Genomic DNA, 16,382 nt, shown 5'->3' on the forward strand with positions numbered 1-16,382 from the left:
GGAAGGAGTCGATGACCTCCCACACCTAGCGCCCATCGTTTACGGCGTGGACTACCAGGGTATCTAATCCTGTTTGCTCCCCACGCTTTCGCTCCTCAGCGTCAGTACTGGCCCAGGATCCCGCCTTCGCCACCGGTGTTCTTCCTGATATCTGCGCATTCCACCGCTACACCAGGAGTTCCAGATCCCCCTACCAGACTCTAGCCGTCCAGTATCGAATGCAGGCTCGGAGTTGAGCTCCGAGGTTTCACACCCGACTTGGACAGCCGCCTACGAGCTCTTTACGCCCAATAAATCCGGACAACGCTCGGTCCCTACGTATTACCGCGGCTGCTGGCACGTAGTTAGCCGGACCTTCTTCTGCAGGTACCGTCACTCTCGCTTCGTCCCTGCTGAAAGCGGTTTACAACCCGAAGGCCTTCATCCCGCACGCGGCGTCGCTGCGTCAGGCTTTCGCCCATTGCGCAATATTCCCCGCTGCTGCCTCCCGTAGGAGTCTGGGCCGTGTCTCAGTCCCAGTGTGGCCGTACACCCTCTCAGGCCGGCTACCCGTCGTCGCCTTGGTGGGCCATTACCCCACCAACAAGCTGATAGGCCGCGGGCCCATCCCTGACCGGGAATCCTTTCCAGCCTCCACCATGCGGTGGTGGCTCGTATCCGGTATTAGACCCAGTTTCCCAGGCTTATCCCGAAGTCAGGGGCAGGTTACCCACGTGTTACTCACCCGTTCGCCGCTAGGAACCAGCCGGTGTTGCCACCGGCTGGACCTCGCTCGACTTGCATGCGTTAGGCACGCCGCCAGCGTTCATCCTGAGCCAGGATCAAACTCTCCGTCAAAGATCGTGAACTCCCCGATCCGGGCCGCCCGAGGGCGGCGACGTGCCGGGGGCTTGTTCTCGATGGAGCTCGCCGGCCATGGGCCGCCGAGTTTGACCATCCGTCCCGGGCGAACCGGGGGGATGGGCGGCGCGGGGCGGCTGACCCCTCACCGCTGTTGGCTCATCTGTTGTCCAGATGCACCAAAGGAACCGTCTTGCGAAGCGAAACGGAGGGCGGATGCCCGCCGTGCCGCCCCGCGTGACGGGGTTTTGGCACTGGCTTTTCACACACTGTTGAGTTTTCAAGGAGCGTCGTAAGGGTTGCTCATCAGCGACTCGCCTGCGGTTCCCGCCTGGCGTTCCTGCCGCCGGAGCGGCGGTGACCGTAGCACGGGCCTTTCAGGCTCGTCAAACTTCGCGACCTACCCGGATGGTACTCCTAGCGGAGCCACCCGCGCAGGGTTGCAACCTCACACAGAAGTGCCGCCCCGCGCCCAGCTGCTGGGCTCCGAGACGGCCACCTAAGCCATCGGAACTGCGTTCCCTCCGGCCTTCGGCGACCTCCTGTCTTCCGTTGCAACACCGTCCCGGTGACCTGTATTCCCCAGATCGAGCCCGGATCGGCACTGACGGACAGGTGTTGGTCCTGAAGAACTTCCCTCTTGCTGCTTGCTGCCGCGAGAAGGTAGCACCCGGGTCGAAGCCGTGTCAACCGCGCACATCCGAGCTGTGGCAAGGAGTTGAAGCGGTTGGACCCCGTCCGGGGGCCGCCCTCTTGCTGCCAGCACACTGTAGCAGGTGCGTGAACGCGTGCCAAACGCGCGGAGACGGAGGCTGCGGCACGAAGCGGCCTCAGGGTGCCGGGGGCCGGCCTCAGGGTGCCCGCAATCGCACCGGTGGCGGCCTCAGGGTTGCCCGCAGGCGCACCGTGGACAACCCCTCAGGGTGCCCGCAGGCGCACCGGTGTGCGGCGGCCCACGGTCAGGAGATGGCCGTCGAGGTCGGGCAGGGGCCAGCTCTGCTCGAACGACTCCACCGCCCGGCCGTCGAGCCGGACCGCGCCCTGGCTGACCAGCCGCCGGGCCTCGCTGCGGGTGGGGGCCAGGCCGGCGTCGGCCAGCAGGGCGACCACCCAGACCAGGCCGTCGGAGACGGCGCTGGGGGGGATCTCCAGGGCCGGGACCGAAACCTCGCCGTCGCCGGGCCCGCCGCCGCCCGAGCCGGCCACCCCCCGCTGCCTGACGCCGGCGTCGAACGCCGCCTCGGCCGCCTCGGCCGCCTCGGCGCCGTGGTACAGCGCCACCACCTCGCGGGCGAGCCGGCGCTTCACGGCCGCCGCCCGCGGACCGCCGCCCGCGGCCTCGACCACCAGGGCCTCGGTGGTGTCAGGGTCGAGGTCGGCGCACAGGCGCAGGTACTCGGGGATGAGGTGGTCGGGGATGCGCATGAGCTTGCCGAACTGGCTGGGCGCCGGCTCGTCCAGGTAGATGCCGTTGTCGAGGCTCTTGGACATCTTCTGGACGCCGTCGGTGCCCCGCAGCAGGGGCATCGTGAGCACCACCTGCCCGGGCTCGCCCGCCGCGCGTTGCAGGTCGCGGCCGACCAGCAGGTTGAAGGTCTGGTCGGTGCCGCCGAGCTCGACGTCGGCGTCGATCGCCACCGAGTCCTGTGCCTGCATAAGGGGGTAGAGGAACTCGACGAGCGAGATCGGCTGCCCGGCCGTGTGGCGCTTGCGGAAGTCGTCACGCTCCAGCAGCTGGGCGACGGTCACGTGGGCGGCGAGCCGGGCCACCTCCGCGAAGGTCATGGGCGCGAGCCAAGCGGAGTTCCGGCGGATCTCCGCAGCGCCCACGTCGAGCACCTTGCCGACCTGCTCGAGGTAGGTGCGGGCGTGCTCGGCGACCTCGGCCTCGGTCTGCAGCCTGCGGGTCTGGCTGCGGCCGCTGGGGTCGCCGACCAGCCCGGTGAAGTCCCCGATGATCAGCACCACGGTGTGGCCGCAGCGCTGGAACTGGGCGAGCTTGCGCAGCACTACGGCGTGGCCGAGGGTCAGATGGGCCGACGACGGGTCGATGCCGAGCTTCACCCGGAGCGGCCGGCCCTCGGACCGCGCGACGGCCAGGCGCTCGGCGAGCCCGCCGGCGGGCAGCATCTCGGCGACACCGGCACTCAGGACGCGGAGCTGCTCGTCGAGCGACGCGGACAATCCTCGTGACCTCCCGGGAAGAAAGTGACGGAGGCCCGGCCGGCTGGCCGGGCGTGCGGCTGGCTCCCGGGTCGCGGGGCCACCGTCGGCGCGGCCGGCTGGCGGTCGCCACCCGCGCCGGGTGCAGCGTAGCACCCGCCCGGACCCCACTCGCGCCGCCGTCGTTCCCCACCGTGCGCCGGCTGGGCGGGCGAATCACCGGTAAGGGGTCCCCGCGCGCTCGAGGACCACCACGCTGAACCCCTTCTTCCGCCTGCGGTCGCGCACCGCCACCCGGGCCTCGGCTTGGCCGAGGCGGGCCAGGCACCGCGTCACCGCGGTGGAGCTCGCCGCCACGACCAGCCTGCCCCCGGGCGGGAGCTCGGACGCGGCGAGCCGCACGGCCGCGGCCGCGGCCTGGGGCGGCTCCTTCTCCCGCAGCAGGGCGACGACCACACTGGCCTCGGCCACGCCGGCACCGGCCAGGCCAACCTGGTGGCGGGTGACGACCCGGTCCGGCGGGCAGCCGTTGCGGACGAGGTTGGCCTGCGCGTACCTGAGCGCGAGCAGGTCACGGTCGACCAGGTGGACCTCGCTCGGCTTCAGCAGGGCCCACAGGAGCGCGGGGACGTGCCCCTGGCCCGGGCCGAGCACGACCGCCCGGCCCGCTGGCGCGCCGCCCAGGCCGAGCAGCGCGTCCACGGCGAGCTCGCTCTGGTAGCCGAGCGAGTCGAACTCCGGCAGCCCGTACGCGGTGTGCACCTCGAGCCGGACCCCGCCGTAGGCCAGCGGGACGCGCTGGCGGTCGTACACGCCCCGCCCCAGCCCCGGTTGGTCCAGCCCGCCCAACCGCCTGAAGCGCGCAAGGCCGTGCCCGTCGGTGAACCGGTAGTGGAACACCGCGTAGCTCGCGGTCGAGCGGCGCTGGACGACCTCGACGCCAGGCCGCGCCAGGACGCCGGCGACCAGGGCTTCGAGCTGGGCCACGACCACGACGGCCACCAGCCCGTTGGGACGCAGGCGGTGGGTCGCGTCGAGCAGGAAGTGCCGGATGGCGGCCGTCCCGGCCTTGGCCGGGATGTTGGACGCGATCAGGTCGAAGCCGGTGGCTCGCACGTCGTCGTAGCCGAGGCTGCCGTACACCTCCACGCCTGAGAGGCCGTTCAGCTCCGCGTTGCGCCGGCTGTAGGCGACCGCCAGGGCGTCCCGGTCGACCATGTGGACCTCGCGCCCGGGGTCGAGCGCCTTCAACGTCAGGCCGATCGGCCCGTACCCGCAGCCGAGGTCGAGGATCTTGTGGCGCGGGCCCTGGTGGGGACCGTCGGCCAGCGTCCGCAGCAGCAGCCGCGTGCCCACGTCGACCTCGAAGCTGCTGAACAGGTCGACGGCCAGGCGGAGCTCCAGCCGGATGCCACTCTGGTGCAGCGTGACCGTCTTCTTGTCGTAGTCGTAGAGGTCTGGCTCCAGGTGGCTCACTCCTCGGCTCGACCGCCGCCGCCCGCACCCGTGAGGAGCGGGGTGGGCACCGAGCGGCGCAGGCAAGTGTAGTGGAGCCCACGGCCACCGCCACCAGCCACGGCCAGGGACGCCGCCACGAGCCACGGCCGGAGACGGCCGATGAAGCCGGGCCGCCGGGATGCCGACCTCTGTCGGTGAGATGCTGCGCCGTCCCGGGCCCACCGCCCTGCTGCTCGCCACCTGCCTCGCGCTCGCGGCGTGCGTTCCGGCGGGTCCGGTCGACCTGCCCGGACCGCCTCCCCTGGCCCAGACGACGCTCCTCTACGACGCCCGGGGCCGGCTGATCACCGAGCTGCACGGTCCCGAGGACCGTACCGTCGTGCCGCTGGCCAGGATCAGCCGGTGGCTGCGCACGGCCGTGGTCGACGCCGAGGACGCGCGCTTCTACGACCACGGCGGGGTCGACTGGCGCGCGGTCGCCCGGGCGGCAGCGCACGACCTGCAGCGCGGGCGGATGGTCGAGGGTGGCTCGACCATCACCCAGCAGTACGTGAAGAACCTGTACGGGACCAGCGAGCGGACCCTGCGCCGCAAGCTCCGGGAGGCCGCGCTCGCGTACGCGCTGGAGCGGCAACGGGCCAAGGACGAGATCCTGGCGGCCTACCTCAACACGGTGTACTACGGCGAGGGAGCCTACGGCGCGGAGGCGGCCGCGCAGGCCTACTTCTCCAGCAGCGCCGCCCGGCTCACGCTGGTCCAGGCGGCGCTGCTGGCCGGGCTGCTGCGGTCCCCGGCAACGCTCGACCCGTTCGCGCACCCCGAGGCGGCGACCGCGCGGCGGGCCCAGGTCCTGCGCCGGATGGTGCGCCGGGGCCACCTGGCGGAGGCCGAGGCCGAGCGGGTGGCCCGCAGCCCCCTCGGGCTGCGTCCCCGGGCCCGCGCAGGCAGGTACCCGGCGGCCTGGTTCGTCCGCTGGGTCACCGACCAGGTCCTCGACCCGGCCGACGCCCGCTTCGCCGCGCTCGGCACCACCAGGCGGGAGCGGACCGCCAGCCTGTTCGCGGGCGGGCTGCGCATCGCCACCACCGTCGACCTGGACGTGCAGGCGGCTGCCGAGCGGGCCGCCCGCGAGGTGCTCACCGACCCGGACCGCGACCCGTACGCGGCCCTGGCCGCGGTGGAGCCTGGCTCCGGCGCGGTTCGGGCCATGGTCGGCGGCCGGGACTTCTTCGCCGACTCGAGGTTCGGCCGCGTCAACCTGGCCACCGGGGCGGGCGGCACGGGCCGCCCCGCCGGCTCGGCGTTCAAGACGTTCGCCCTGGTCGCCGCGATCGAGCGGGGCATCCCGCCCGAGGCCATGTTCCAGGCCCCGGACCGGTTGACGCTGGCCCGTCGCGGCCACCGCCGGCCGTACGCCGTTCGCAACCACGAGGGACGGGGGTTCGGGAGCGCGACGCTGCGCGAGGCCACCGCCCTGTCCATCAACACCGTGTACGCGCAGCTCCTGCTCCGGCTCGGCGACGGTGACCCGGACCGGGGCGCGCGGGTGGTGGTCCAGACCGCCGCCAGGATGGGAATCGACCGGAGCCGGCTCGCGCCGTACCCGAGCGTGGTGCTCGGGGCGGGCGGCGTCACCCCGCTCGAGCTGGCCGGCGCCTACGCAACCCTGGCCGCCGAGGGCAGGCGCGCCACCCCGTTCGGCGTCAGCCGGATCACCGACGTCGGTGGCCAGGTGCTCTACCAGGCCCGGCCCGATCCCGACCGGGTGCTCCAGGCACGGGTGGCCGCGACCACGGGCGACGTGCTGCGCGGCGTGGTCGAGCACGGCACCGGCGTCCGGGCCGCCATCGGCCGGCCCGCAGCCGGCAAGACCGGCACCACCCAGGGCAACGCCGACGCCTGGTTCGCCGGGTACACCCCGGACCTGGCCGCCGCCGTCTGGGTCGGGTTCCCACAGGGGGCGATCTCGATGACGCCGCCACGGACGCCGAGCCCGGTCCTGGGCGGCACCCTGCCGGCCGCGATCTGGGCCCGGTTCATGCGCCGTGCGCTGGCCGGGCAGCCGGCGGTCGGCTTCCCGCCACCGGCCACCGAGGTTGTCGCCGTCATGGTCGACGTGGGCGGCAACTGCCTGCCGAACCGCTTCACCGCCGCGAGCGACGTGGGGTCGGTGACCTACCTCGCAGGCACCGAGCCGACGGCCAGGTGCGCCCGGCCGGCCGGGCCCGCCCGGGGAGTGGTCCCCGCTGTGGTCGGCCTGCCCGTGGCCACGGCCGGCTCCTGGCTGGGCACGGCCGGCTTCCGGCTCGTCCAGCGGCTCGTGGCCGAGCCTGGCGCGGCCCCCGGCGAGGTACTGCGCCAGTCCCCGCCCGGCGGGACGGCGCGGGCTCCTGGGTCCCCCGTCGAGCTCACCGTGGCGGTCGGTGCCCGGGGAGAGGGTGGGCTCGGGGTCACGCTGGTGCCGGACGTGCTCGGCCAGCCCTCGGAGACCGCGCTGCGCCTGCTCGGCCAGGCGGGCCTGGACGGGCTGGCCACCTCGTCATGCGACAGCGACCCAGCGGCGGCGGCCGCCCGCCCGGACCTGGTGTGGAAGGCGGCGCCCGGCCCGGGCGCCCAGGTGCCCGCCGGCCAGCGGGTGGCCCTGTGGGTCAACCCGGGGGACTGCGCTCCCCCGCCCGGCACCCCTCCGCCGCCAGGGTGAGGCCCGGGGCGGGGCCGGACAGTGCCGGGCCGGACAGTGCCGGGCCGGACAGTGCCGGTCAGGACGGGCGGGTCGGGCGGCGCGGGGGTGCCGGGCCGGGGCGGCCGGGCGAGGCCCAGGGGTTGTCGGCCACCAGCGCTCGCCAGGGCCGGTCGGCCGCGGCGGTGAGGCCGACCCGGCCGGTCCAGGCGACCGCGGTCTCGTCCACCGGCCAACCGGCGGTGAGCAGCACCGGCCCGGTGGTGAGGTCGGCGCCGTTGGCCCAGCCCGCCAGCCCGAGCGCAGCGGCCAGGCGGGCCGGGCCGCGGGTGAGGTCCCGCGGCCGGGCGGCCGGGCGTCTGGCCGCCATCAGCTCGGCGCCGAGAACCGGCTCCCCGGCCCGGACCAGCACCGCCTGGGCCACGCCGGCGGGCGCACAGACCACATTCACGCACCAGTGCACACCGTAGGTGAAGTAGACGTAGAGGTGCCCGGGGGGCCCGAACATCACCGCGTTGCGGGCGGTGCGGCCCCGGTGCGCGTGGCTGGCCGGGTCCTGCCCGGTCCCGTCGTAGGCCTCGGCCTCGACGATCCGCACGGCGCTGCGCCCCTCGGGCGCGTCGTGGACGAGCAGGCGCCCGAGCAGGTCGCGGGTCACCTCGAGGACCGGACGCTGGTAGAACGAGCGCGGCAGCGGGTCGAGCGCCCCGGCGAGCAGCCCACCGCCCCCGGCCCTGGGATCCTCGGGCTGGGGTGCCGCGGGCCGGAGCGCCCCGGCAGGCGGCCCGCTGCCCCGGGACCCGGAGGACTCGCCTCGGGGCACCGCGGGCCGGGGTGCCTCGGGCCGGGGTGCCCCGGGGTCGGGCCGGGTGGTCACCGGCGCACCTCCCACCCGCACCCGGTCCGACTCGTGCCCGCGGCCGTCATGGCCGACCCTTGCGACCCTTGGCCAGGAAGCGGCGCAGCTCGGAGGGCGGCAGGGCGTTGACGACCCGGTCCGGGGTGGCCCAACCGCGGCCCGCGGTGGCCACCGCGAAGCGCATGTTGTCGAGGTGGCCGGGACCGTGGCTGTCGGACCCGAACGCGAGCAGCACGCCGAACCGTCCGGCCAGCCGGACGTGTTCGTCGGCCAGGTCCAGGCGGCGGGGCGAGCCGTTCACCTCGAGCGCCGTGCCGGTCCGCGCCGCGGCCTGGAACAGGGCCTCGACGTCCACGTCACCCGCTGCCCGGCTGCCGATCAGGCGGCCGGTCGGGTGGCCGATCACGTTGACGGCCGGGTGCTCGCAGGCGGCCACCAGGCGCGCGGTCAGCTCCTGCCTGGGCTGGTCGAGCTGGTCGTGGACGCTGGCCACGAGCACGTCGAAGGTGTCGAGGAAGCCGTCGTCGTAGTCGAGGCTGCCGTCGCGCCCGATGTTCAGCTCGGCGCCGTGGAGCAGCTCGAGGTCGCCGTGGTACTGCGAGGCCAGCTCGCGCAGGCGCGCCCGCTGGGCGAGCAGCGCGCCCACCCCCGCGCCCCCGAGCGACAACCGCTCCGCATGGTCGGTGACGGCGAGGAAGCGGTAGCCGCGCCGTCGGGCGGCGTCGACCATCACCTCGAGCGGCGCGGTCCCGTCCGGCGACAGGTCGGTGTGGCAGTGCAGGTCCCCGCCGACGTCGGCTAGGCCGACCAGCCGGGGCAGCGCGCCGCGGGCGGCCGCCTCGACCTCGCCGCGGTCCTCGCGGAGCACCGGCGGCACCCACTCGAGCCCCAGCCGCTCGTACACGACCTCCTCGGTCTCGGCCACGACCAGCTCGCCGTCCCTGGTGAACAGGCCGTACTCGGAAAGCTTGAAGCCGGCCCTGACCGCCAGCTCCCGGACCCTGACGTTGTGCTCCTTGGAGCCGGTGAAGTACTGCAGGGCGGCCCCCCAGACCTCGGGCCGGACCACGCGCAGGTCGACCTGCACGCCCTGCCTGGTCCGGACCGACGCCTTGGTGTCGCCGAGGGCGAGCACCTCAGCGGCCTCGTCCAGGCCCGCGAACGCGCGGGTGAGCTCGGCCGGCTCGCGGGCCGCGGCGAGCAGGTCGAGGTCGTGCACGGCCGCCTTCATGCGGCGGAGGGAGCCGGCCACCTCGACGGCGACGGCGCCGCCGGTGCCCGCGAGCCGGTCGCGCAGCCGCTCGGCGAGGGGGAGGGCGGTGGCCAAGGGGATGCCGGTCACACTCCCGCCCGGCGGCGCGCCGGTCCTACCGGCGAGCCGCTCGAGGGCGCGGGCGAGGTTGGCCTGGGTGCGGGCGCCCATGCCGGGCAGGCCGGCCACCCGGCCGGCGGCGACCGCGTCAGCGAGCTCCTCGACCCCGGTCACGCCCAGCCGCTCGTGGAGCAGACGCGCCTTGGCCGGGCCGAGCCCGGGCACCCGGACGAGCGCGCGCAGGCTGGACGGGACCTCGGCCCGGAGGCGCTCCAGCGCCTGGACGTGCCCGGTGCGGAGGTACTCGGCCACCTTGGCGGCGATCGCCTTGCCGACCCCGGGGATCGCCGCCAGCTCCCGCTCCGACAGGGTGGCCAGGTCGGCCTCGTGGCCGGAGAGGACGCGCGCGCCCCGCTCGTAGGCGCGGACCCGGAAGCCGGTCTCCCCTGACAGCTCCAGGAGCTCGGCCATCTCCGCGAACAGGCCGGCAAGCTCCTCGTTGGCGGTGGAGGGCATCAGCGCTCCCGGTCGGCGGTGGAGGGCATCAGCGGGGCGGCTCCGGCCCGGGCAGCTCGGGCCCGGGCAGCTCGGTGCGCTCGACCCATCTCGACGGCCGCATCCACCAGCCGGCGGCCAGGGCCGATCCGACCAGCCCCCAGACGACGAGCACGCCGAGGGTGAGCAGGGTCGTGCCCAGCCCGAACTCCACCACCCGGTCCAGGTGCAGCACCAGCACCGGCCCGAACGGCACCCCGAGCCCGATCCCGACCACGGCCAAGCGGTAGATGGCCTCCTGGCTCGGCCTCGGGATGACCACGGCGGCCACCATGGCGCCCACGCAGGGGGCTGCCAGGAGCAGGGCCACCCGCAGGGTCAGCTCGACCGGCTGCAGCGCGAGGTCGGACTGCCTGCCCGCGACCGCGGCGGCGACCGCGGTGGTGAGCGTGGAGCCCGCCGCCCCGGCCGGCACGGCCAGTGCGGGCCAGATCGCGGCACGGCCGCGCCTCACGGCCCACCCGCGCCGCGCGGGGGCCGGGGTGGCCACGCGCCGCTCACCGGAGGCGGCCACGAGCCGCTCACCCCGGGCGGCCACGAGCCGCTCACCGGGGATTGGGGGACCCGGTGAGCAGCCACGACAGCAGCGCCTTCTGGGTGTGCAGGCGGTTCTCGGCCTGGTCGAACACGGCCGAGTTGGGGCCGTCCATCACCTCGGCCGCGATCTCCTCCCCCCGGTGGGCCGGCAGGCAGTGGAGCACGACGACGTCGCTGGCGGCAGCGCCCAGCGTGTCGGTGGAGAGCTGGTAGGGCTTGAAGATGAGGGCGCGCTCGCCGTGCTCGAGCTCCTGGCCCATCGACGCCCACACGTCGGTGTAGAGGACGTCGGCGTCCTTGACCGCCACCGACGGGTCGTGGGTCAGCTCGACGCTGCCCCCGGTCCCAGCCGCGATCTCGGTGGCGCGCCTGACCACCTGCGGGATCGGCTCGTAGCCGGAGGGGGTGGCGACGGCCACGTGCATGCCCGTCTTGGCGCCGGCGAACAGCAGGCTGTGGGCGACGTTGTTGCCGTCGCCCAGGTAGGCCAGGCGCAGGCCGGCCAGCCGGTTCCTGCGCTCGCGGATAGTCTGCAGGTCGGCGAGGGCCTGGCAGGGGTGGGAGTAGTCCGACAGCGCGTTGACGACCGGCACGGTCCCGGCCTTGGCGAGCCGCTCGAGGTTCTCCTGGGCGAAGGTGCGCAGCACGATGGCGTGCACGTAGCGGGAGAGGACGGCGGCGGTGTCCTCCATGGTCTCGCCCCGGCCGAGCTGCAGGTCCGAGCCGGACAGCGGCAGCGGGTAGCCGCCCAGCTCGTGCACTGCCACCTCGAACGAGACCCGGGTGCGGGTGGACGGCTTCTCGAACACCAGCGCGACCGTCCGGCCGGCCAGGGTGGCGCGGGGCCGTCGCTCGGCCTTGTGCCGGTCGGCCCCGTCGAGCAGGGCGGTCAGCTCCTCCGGGGAGACGTCGTCAATGGAGAGGAAGTCGCGCTTGCCGCTCATGGGGTGCTCCTTTGCCCCGCCGCGCCGCGCTCGGCCAGCGACCTGACCCGGGCGGCGAGGGTGGTGATGTCGAAGGGCTTCTCGAGGACGGCGTCCGGGCCGAGCTCGCCGCGCAGCGAGGTGACGACCTCGGCCGCGCCGGTCACCACCAGGACGGCGAAGGGCAGCGAGCCGTCCTGGTCGCGCAGGCGCTCGATGACCTCGGGGCCGCCCAGGCCGGGCATCATGACGTCGACCAGGACGACCTGGGGGTCGATGGACCGGGCCAGCCGGAGCCCTTCCTCGCCGTCCCCGGCGACCACCACCTCGAGGGCCTCGTCCTCGAGGATCGTCTGGATGAGCCCGCGCACGCTCGGGTCGTCCTCGACCACGAGCACCCGGTTGGAAGCCATCAGCGCTGCCCTTTCTGGGTTGCGTCCTGACCGCCGCGGGGCACGGGTCTCGCGTCGCCTCGGACGGGCCGGCCACCGCGCCGGAGCGAACAAGTCTGCCATGCTGCCGTGACCTTGGGCCACAACCTCGGACCCGTCCGCCCTGTCCGGAAGGACCGATTAGCGCGCAGACCGGTCGGCCGACCAGGGCACAGGGCCCTTCGGGATCCGCCCTGCCATGGCACCGGCGCTCTTGGGAGGCCGTGGGGTGTGGCGGGATCCACCGGGCCATGGCACCGGCGCTCTTGGGGCCGTGGGAGCCCGGGGGATCCGCCTGACCATGGCACAGGCGCTCTTGGGGGGCCGTGGGGGGAGCGAGCGCCCCCCACATCGAACCAGGACGACGGTCAGGGCACGCCGCTGCGCGCAGACCAAGGGCGACAGTCGCCGCCAGAGCGAGCTCCCCCCACATCGAACCAGGACGACGGTCAGGGCACGCCGCTGCGCGCAGACCAAGGCCGGCGGTCGCCGCCATCGCCGGCAGAGCGAGCTCCCCCCACATCGACCGGGGACTTCAGCCAGGCCGGCGAAAGGTGAGCGCTTCGGGTGGGAGGTCCGTCGTGCTGACGGTGGCTGCGGCGGGGCCGACGCCGAGGTCCACGGCCAGGTCGACCTGAGCCTTGGCGGCAACCGCCGCGGCCGCCCGCTCGTCGTGGGGTGCGACCCGCCCACCGGCCACGACGGTGACCGGGCCGAAGCGCACGCCGACCTGGCTCGGGTCGAGCTCGACGCCGGCTGCGCCGAGCGCGTCGAGCACCGCCGGCCACACCGGGTGGCCGGCGGCGAGGCCCGCCCGGACCGCGATGGAGCCGGCCACGGCGCGGGCGGCGGCGAGTGCGTGGGCGTGCTCGGCGGCCCCGTGCACGGTGATGACGACCAGCTTCCGGGCGCCGGGCACGCGCATGGCCAGGCCCTCGGCGAGCAGCTCGCAGAGCTGGCCGAGGGCGGACTCGAACGCCAGGGCCCCCTCGGAGCCGGCCACGAGCAGCGGCGCGGCCGCGGTCGCGTTGGCCAGCAGCACCACCGCATCGGCCATGCCGGGACCCTGGTCGACCAGCACCCGCTCGAAGGAGCGGCCGACCGCCCGGGCCAGGACGGCGTCGAGCACGGGCCGCTCGACGGTCGCGTCGGTGGTGAGCACGGCCAAGGTGGTGGCGAAGGAGGGCGCGAACGGGGCCGATGCCTTGGCGACCGCGCCGATGCGGACCTCCCCCTCCGACCAGGCGACCGCCACCGCGTGCTGGCGCACGACCCCGCCGGAGGCGGCCAGCGCCTTGGCCACGTCGTCCGAGCCGCGCCGGCTGAGCACGGCCACCGCCTTCTCGGCGCCCTCGGCGGCGTGCTCGGCCGGGAGCCGCACGCCGATCTCGCCGGTGCCAAGGAGCAGCACCTCCTCGGCGCCGCAGCCGAGCGCGGTGGCGCACTGGCCCGCGAGCGCGGCCGCGTCGGCGTCGCCCTCCGGCCCGGTGACCGCGTTGGCCGCGCCGGCGTGGACGAGCACGGCGCGGGCCAGGCCGCTCTCCAGCCGGCGGCGCGACCAACGCACGGGCGCCGACGGGAAGCGGTTGGAGGTGAACCGGCCCGCCGCCACCGCGCTCTGCTGGCTGACCAGCAGGGCGAGGTCCGGGCCGCCGCCGGCCACCAGGCCGGCGTCCACGCCCGCAGCCCGGAACCCGCGCGGGGCGCAGACGCCGCCCTCGACGCCCGCGACCGTGTAGTCCACCACCTGGCTCCCTCCAGTCGCCTTGGGGGTCGAACATGAACAAGAGCCTACGGGTCCGGGGAGCCGAGCACACCCCTCGGGCGCGTCGCGCTCCCTTTGTTACTCGGCCGCCGGACGCGTCGCGCGCCTTGTACTCGGCCGCCGGACGCGTCGCGCCCCTTGTTACTCGGCCGCGCGCAGCACCGCCTGGAGACGCTCGCGGGCGAGCGCCTCCATCTGGTCCCTCACCGCCCGCGCCTCCGCGTCGGTCAGGGTGCGGTCGCGGGCCTGCAGCGCGACCCGGTAGGCGAGGTTGCGGTGGCCGGAGGGCAGCGGCGGGCCCTCGTACGCGTCGAACAGGGTCAGCCGGGTGAGCAGCTCGCCGCCGGCCTCGCGCAGGACTGCCTCGAGCGACCCCGCCGCCACGCCCGGCGGCACCAGGAAGGCCACGTCGAAGGAGAGCTCCGGGTAGGGCGACGGCGCCGGCGCCGGGCGCATGGCCGGCACCGCGGTGAGCAGCGGCTCGACCCACAGCTCGGCCGCGTGGGTGGCCGCGGGCAGCTCGAGCGCGGCGGTCACCCGGGGGTGGAGCTGCCCGAGGAGCCCGACCGGGGTGTCGCCGAGCAGCACCCCGGCGCAGTGGCCCGGGTGGAACGGCATGGGGTCCTCGGCCCGGTAGCTGACGCCCTCGATCCCCAGGGCGGCCACGAGTCCTTCCACGACCCCCTTCACGTCGGCCAGGTCGTAGTCGGCCCTGGGGTCGTCGAAGCGCCCGACAGGGCGCTGGCCGGCGAGCACCAGGCCGAGGACGAGCGGCTGGTCGGGCAGGCTCTCGTTCCCGCCCGGCCTGGGCTTCCCCGCCAGCTCGCCACCCGCCCCGGCGGGCAGGCCGGAGCCCCCGGGCGGCCCCGCGCCGGGGCCGGAGCCCCCAGGCGGCCCCGCGCCAGGGCCGGAGCCCCCGGGCCGCCCCGGGTCGGGCAGGAACACCAGGCCGAGCTCGAACAGGGCCGTCCCGGGGAGGCCGCGGTCGAGGTTGCGCCTGGCCACGTCGGCCAGCCCGGGCAGCAGGGTGGTGCGCAGCTCCGGCGCCTCCTCCGACACCGGGTTGGCCAGGCGCAGGGTTCGCCGCCGGGGGTCGTCGGCGGCCAGCCCGAGCTTGTCGAACGCGGCCTGGGCCAGGAACGGCCAGGTCTGGGCCTCGGTCACGCCCATGCCGGCGAGCACCTCGCGCAGGCTGCGGCGCAGGCGCTGGTCGGTGGCGAGCCGGCCGCCGGTGGCCTTGGGCAGGGTGACCGGCAGGTTGGCGTAGCCCCAGCAGCGCGCCACCTCCTCCTCCAGGTCGGCCCACCCCTCGATGTCGAAGCGCCAGCTCGGCGGGACCGCGAGCACGGTGCCCGGGTGCTGGACCTCGGTCCGGCAGCCGACGCCGCGCAGGAACCCGGCGGCGAACTCGGGGTTGGCCGGGGCGCCGAGCCGGGCCGCGGAGCGGGTCCAGTCGAGCCGCACGACCGGCCGTTCGGGCACGCCGGGGCCGGCCTCCAGCCGGCCGGCCGCCACCGTGCCTCCGGCCAGGCGGGCCATGAGCGCGGCGGCCTGGTCGGCGACGGGCCCGGCCCCGGCCGGGTCGACGCCCTTGACCCAGCGCTGGCCACCTTCGGTGTGCATGCCGAGACGGCGCATGGTGCGCAGCACGGTGGCCGGAGGGAAGTGGGCCGACTCGATCAGGACCCGCCGGGTGTCCTCGCGGACCTCCGACTCCTCGCCGCCCATGATCCCGGCCAGGGCGAGCGGCTGCTCGCCCGAGGTGATCAGCGTGTCGGCGGCGGTCAGGGTGCGCTCGCGGCCGTCCAGAGTGCGCAGCCGCTCGCCCTCCCGGGCCCGACGGACCAGGATGCGCTGCCCGGGGACCCGGTCCAGGTCGAAGGCGTGCAGCGGCTGGCCCTGGTCGATGAGCAGATAGTTGGTCACGTCGACGACCGCGCCGAGCGGCCGCTGCCCGTACAGCCACAGGCGGCGGACCATCCACAGCGGGGCCGGGCGAGCCGCGTCCAGGCCCTCGACGACCCGGGCGACGTAGAGCGGGCAGCCCTCGGTGTCCTCCACCTCGACCGTGGCCAGCCCCGAGGCGGGCGACCCGGTGTCGGGCACCGAGAGGTCGAGGGGCTTCAGCTCGGCGCCCAGCACCAGGGCGGCCTCCCGGGCAACCCCTCGGATCGACAGGGTGTCGCCCCGGTTCGGGTAGGTCTTGAGGTCGAGCACGGTGTCGCGCATGCCGGCGGCCTCGACCAGGTCGGCGCCGACCGGCGTGTCCGGGGGCAGCACGAGGATGCCGGCGTGGTCGTCGAGCACGCCGAGCTCGCGGGCCGAGGCGAGCATGCCGTCGGAGGTGACCCCGCGGACCTGCTTGCGGCCGATCTCCACCCCGCCAGGCAGCTTCGCGCCTGGCGCGGCCCAGGCGACCACGTCGCCGGGGGCGTGGTTGTGGGCGCCGCACACCACCAGGCGCTCGTCGCCGCCGACGTCGATGCGGACCAGGGCGAGCCGGTCGGCATGGGGGTGGCGGTCGACCTCGAGCACGCGGGAGGTGACGACGCCGGCGAGGTCCTCCCCGACCCGGTCGACGGCCTCGATCTCGAGGCCGGCGGCGGTGAGCCGGTCGGCCAGCGTGGTGGCTGACACGCCGACCTCGACGTGGTCGGCCAGCCAGGACAGCGGGACTCTCATCCTCCACTCCTTGATCGGATGTCGCCGGAAGGGCGTCTCCCGGCGGTCCTCGTTCGATGTGGGGGGAGCTCGCTCCCCCCACGGCCCCCCCAGAGCGCCGGTGCCAGCTTCCCGGGGGAGCCGCGGGCGCACCAGGACACGCTCCCCCCACGGCCCCCCAAGAGCGCCTGTGCCATG

The 16,382-nt window shown here is 75.0% G+C and carries 10 protein-coding genes and 1 rRNA gene; 1 reads left to right on the plus strand and 10 read right to left on the minus strand.

Going from position 1 to position 16,382, the window contains the following annotated elements; all coding sequences use genetic code 11:
* The 3 genes from VG276_09900 to VG276_09910 form a co-directional block, all read right to left on the minus strand.
* Positions 1–837: ribosomal RNA gene (locus VG276_09900) — 16S ribosomal RNA — on the minus strand; the annotation flags it as partial.
* A gap of 921 nt (positions 838–1,758) precedes the next feature.
* Positions 1,759–3,024, minus strand: a complete 1,266-nt coding sequence (gene tyrS, locus VG276_09905; protein ID HEV8649698.1) for a tyrosine--tRNA ligase — start codon at positions 3,022–3,024, stop codon at positions 1,759–1,761.
* 195 nt (positions 3,025–3,219) lie between these two features.
* Positions 3,220–4,479, minus strand: a complete 1,260-nt coding sequence (locus VG276_09910) for a methyltransferase (GenBank protein HEV8649699.1) — start codon at positions 4,477–4,479, stop codon at positions 3,220–3,222.
* A 160-nt stretch (positions 4,480–4,639) separates the two neighbouring features.
* On the opposite strand from VG276_09910, the gene VG276_09915 reads away from it, so the two are divergent.
* The gene (locus VG276_09915) at positions 4,640–7,162 is read left to right on the plus strand and encodes a transglycosylase domain-containing protein (protein ID HEV8649700.1); all 2,523 of its coding nucleotides are present in this window, start codon (positions 4,640–4,642) and stop codon (positions 7,160–7,162) included.
* A 58-nt stretch (positions 7,163–7,220) separates the two neighbouring features.
* On the opposite strand, the gene VG276_09920 is transcribed toward VG276_09915, so the two are convergent.
* From VG276_09920 to pheT, 7 genes are all read right to left on the minus strand, one after another.
* Positions 7,221–7,799 (minus strand): DNA-3-methyladenine glycosylase, encoded by a 579-nt coding sequence (locus VG276_09920; protein ID HEV8649701.1) that lies wholly within the window; start codon positions 7,797–7,799, stop codon positions 7,221–7,223.
* Positions 7,800–8,064: 265 nt separating this feature from the next.
* Entirely contained in the window at positions 8,065–9,828 is a 1,764-nt protein-coding gene (polX, locus tag VG276_09925; protein ID HEV8649702.1) for a DNA polymerase/3'-5' exonuclease PolX, read from the minus strand.
* A 28-nt stretch (positions 9,829–9,856) separates the two neighbouring features.
* Positions 9,857–10,405: a hypothetical protein gene (locus VG276_09930; GenBank protein HEV8649703.1), complete on the minus strand. Its 549-nt coding sequence runs from the start codon at positions 10,403–10,405 to the stop codon at positions 9,857–9,859.
* A gap of 7 nt (positions 10,406–10,412) precedes the next feature.
* Entirely contained in the window at positions 10,413–11,348 is a 936-nt protein-coding gene (argF, locus tag VG276_09935; protein HEV8649704.1) for an ornithine carbamoyltransferase, read from the minus strand.
* Positions 11,345–11,740, minus strand: a complete 396-nt coding sequence (locus tag VG276_09940; protein ID HEV8649705.1) for a response regulator transcription factor — start codon at positions 11,738–11,740, stop codon at positions 11,345–11,347. The genes argF and VG276_09940 overlap by 4 nt, the downstream gene beginning before the upstream one ends.
* A gap of 553 nt (positions 11,741–12,293) precedes the next feature.
* Positions 12,294–13,502 (minus strand): bifunctional ornithine acetyltransferase/N-acetylglutamate synthase, encoded by a 1,209-nt coding sequence (locus VG276_09945; protein ID HEV8649706.1) that lies wholly within the window; start codon positions 13,500–13,502, stop codon positions 12,294–12,296.
* Between the two features lie 162 nt (positions 13,503–13,664).
* On the minus strand, positions 13,665–16,205 hold the full coding sequence (gene pheT, locus VG276_09950; protein ID HEV8649707.1) for a phenylalanine--tRNA ligase subunit beta: 2,541 nt from the start codon (positions 16,203–16,205) through the stop codon (positions 13,665–13,667).
* Between the last annotated feature and the right edge of the window lie 177 nt (positions 16,206–16,382).

The organism is Actinomycetes bacterium, assembly GCA_036000965.1.
GTDB lineage: Bacteria > Actinomycetota > CALGFH01 > CALGFH01 > CALGFH01 > DASYUT01.

Bases quoted from the DNA above. Each gene is read 5' to 3' on its own strand.
- pheT (HEV8649707.1), bottom strand. From the start codon at position 16,205: ATGAGAGTCCCGCTGTCCTGGCTGGCCGACCACGTCGAGGTCGGCGTG.
- VG276_09940 (HEV8649705.1), bottom strand. From the start codon at position 11,740: ATGGCTTCCAACCGGGTGCTCGTGGTCGAGGACGACCCGAGCGTGCGC.
- argF (HEV8649704.1), bottom strand. From the start codon at position 11,348: ATGAGCGGCAAGCGCGACTTCCTCTCCATTGACGACGTCTCCCCGGAG.
- VG276_09915 (HEV8649700.1), top strand. From the start codon at position 4,640: ATGCCGACCTCTGTCGGTGAGATGCTGCGCCGTCCCGGGCCCACCGCC.
- polX (HEV8649702.1), bottom strand. From the start codon at position 9,828: ATGCCCTCCACCGCCAACGAGGAGCTTGCCGGCCTGTTCGCGGAGATG.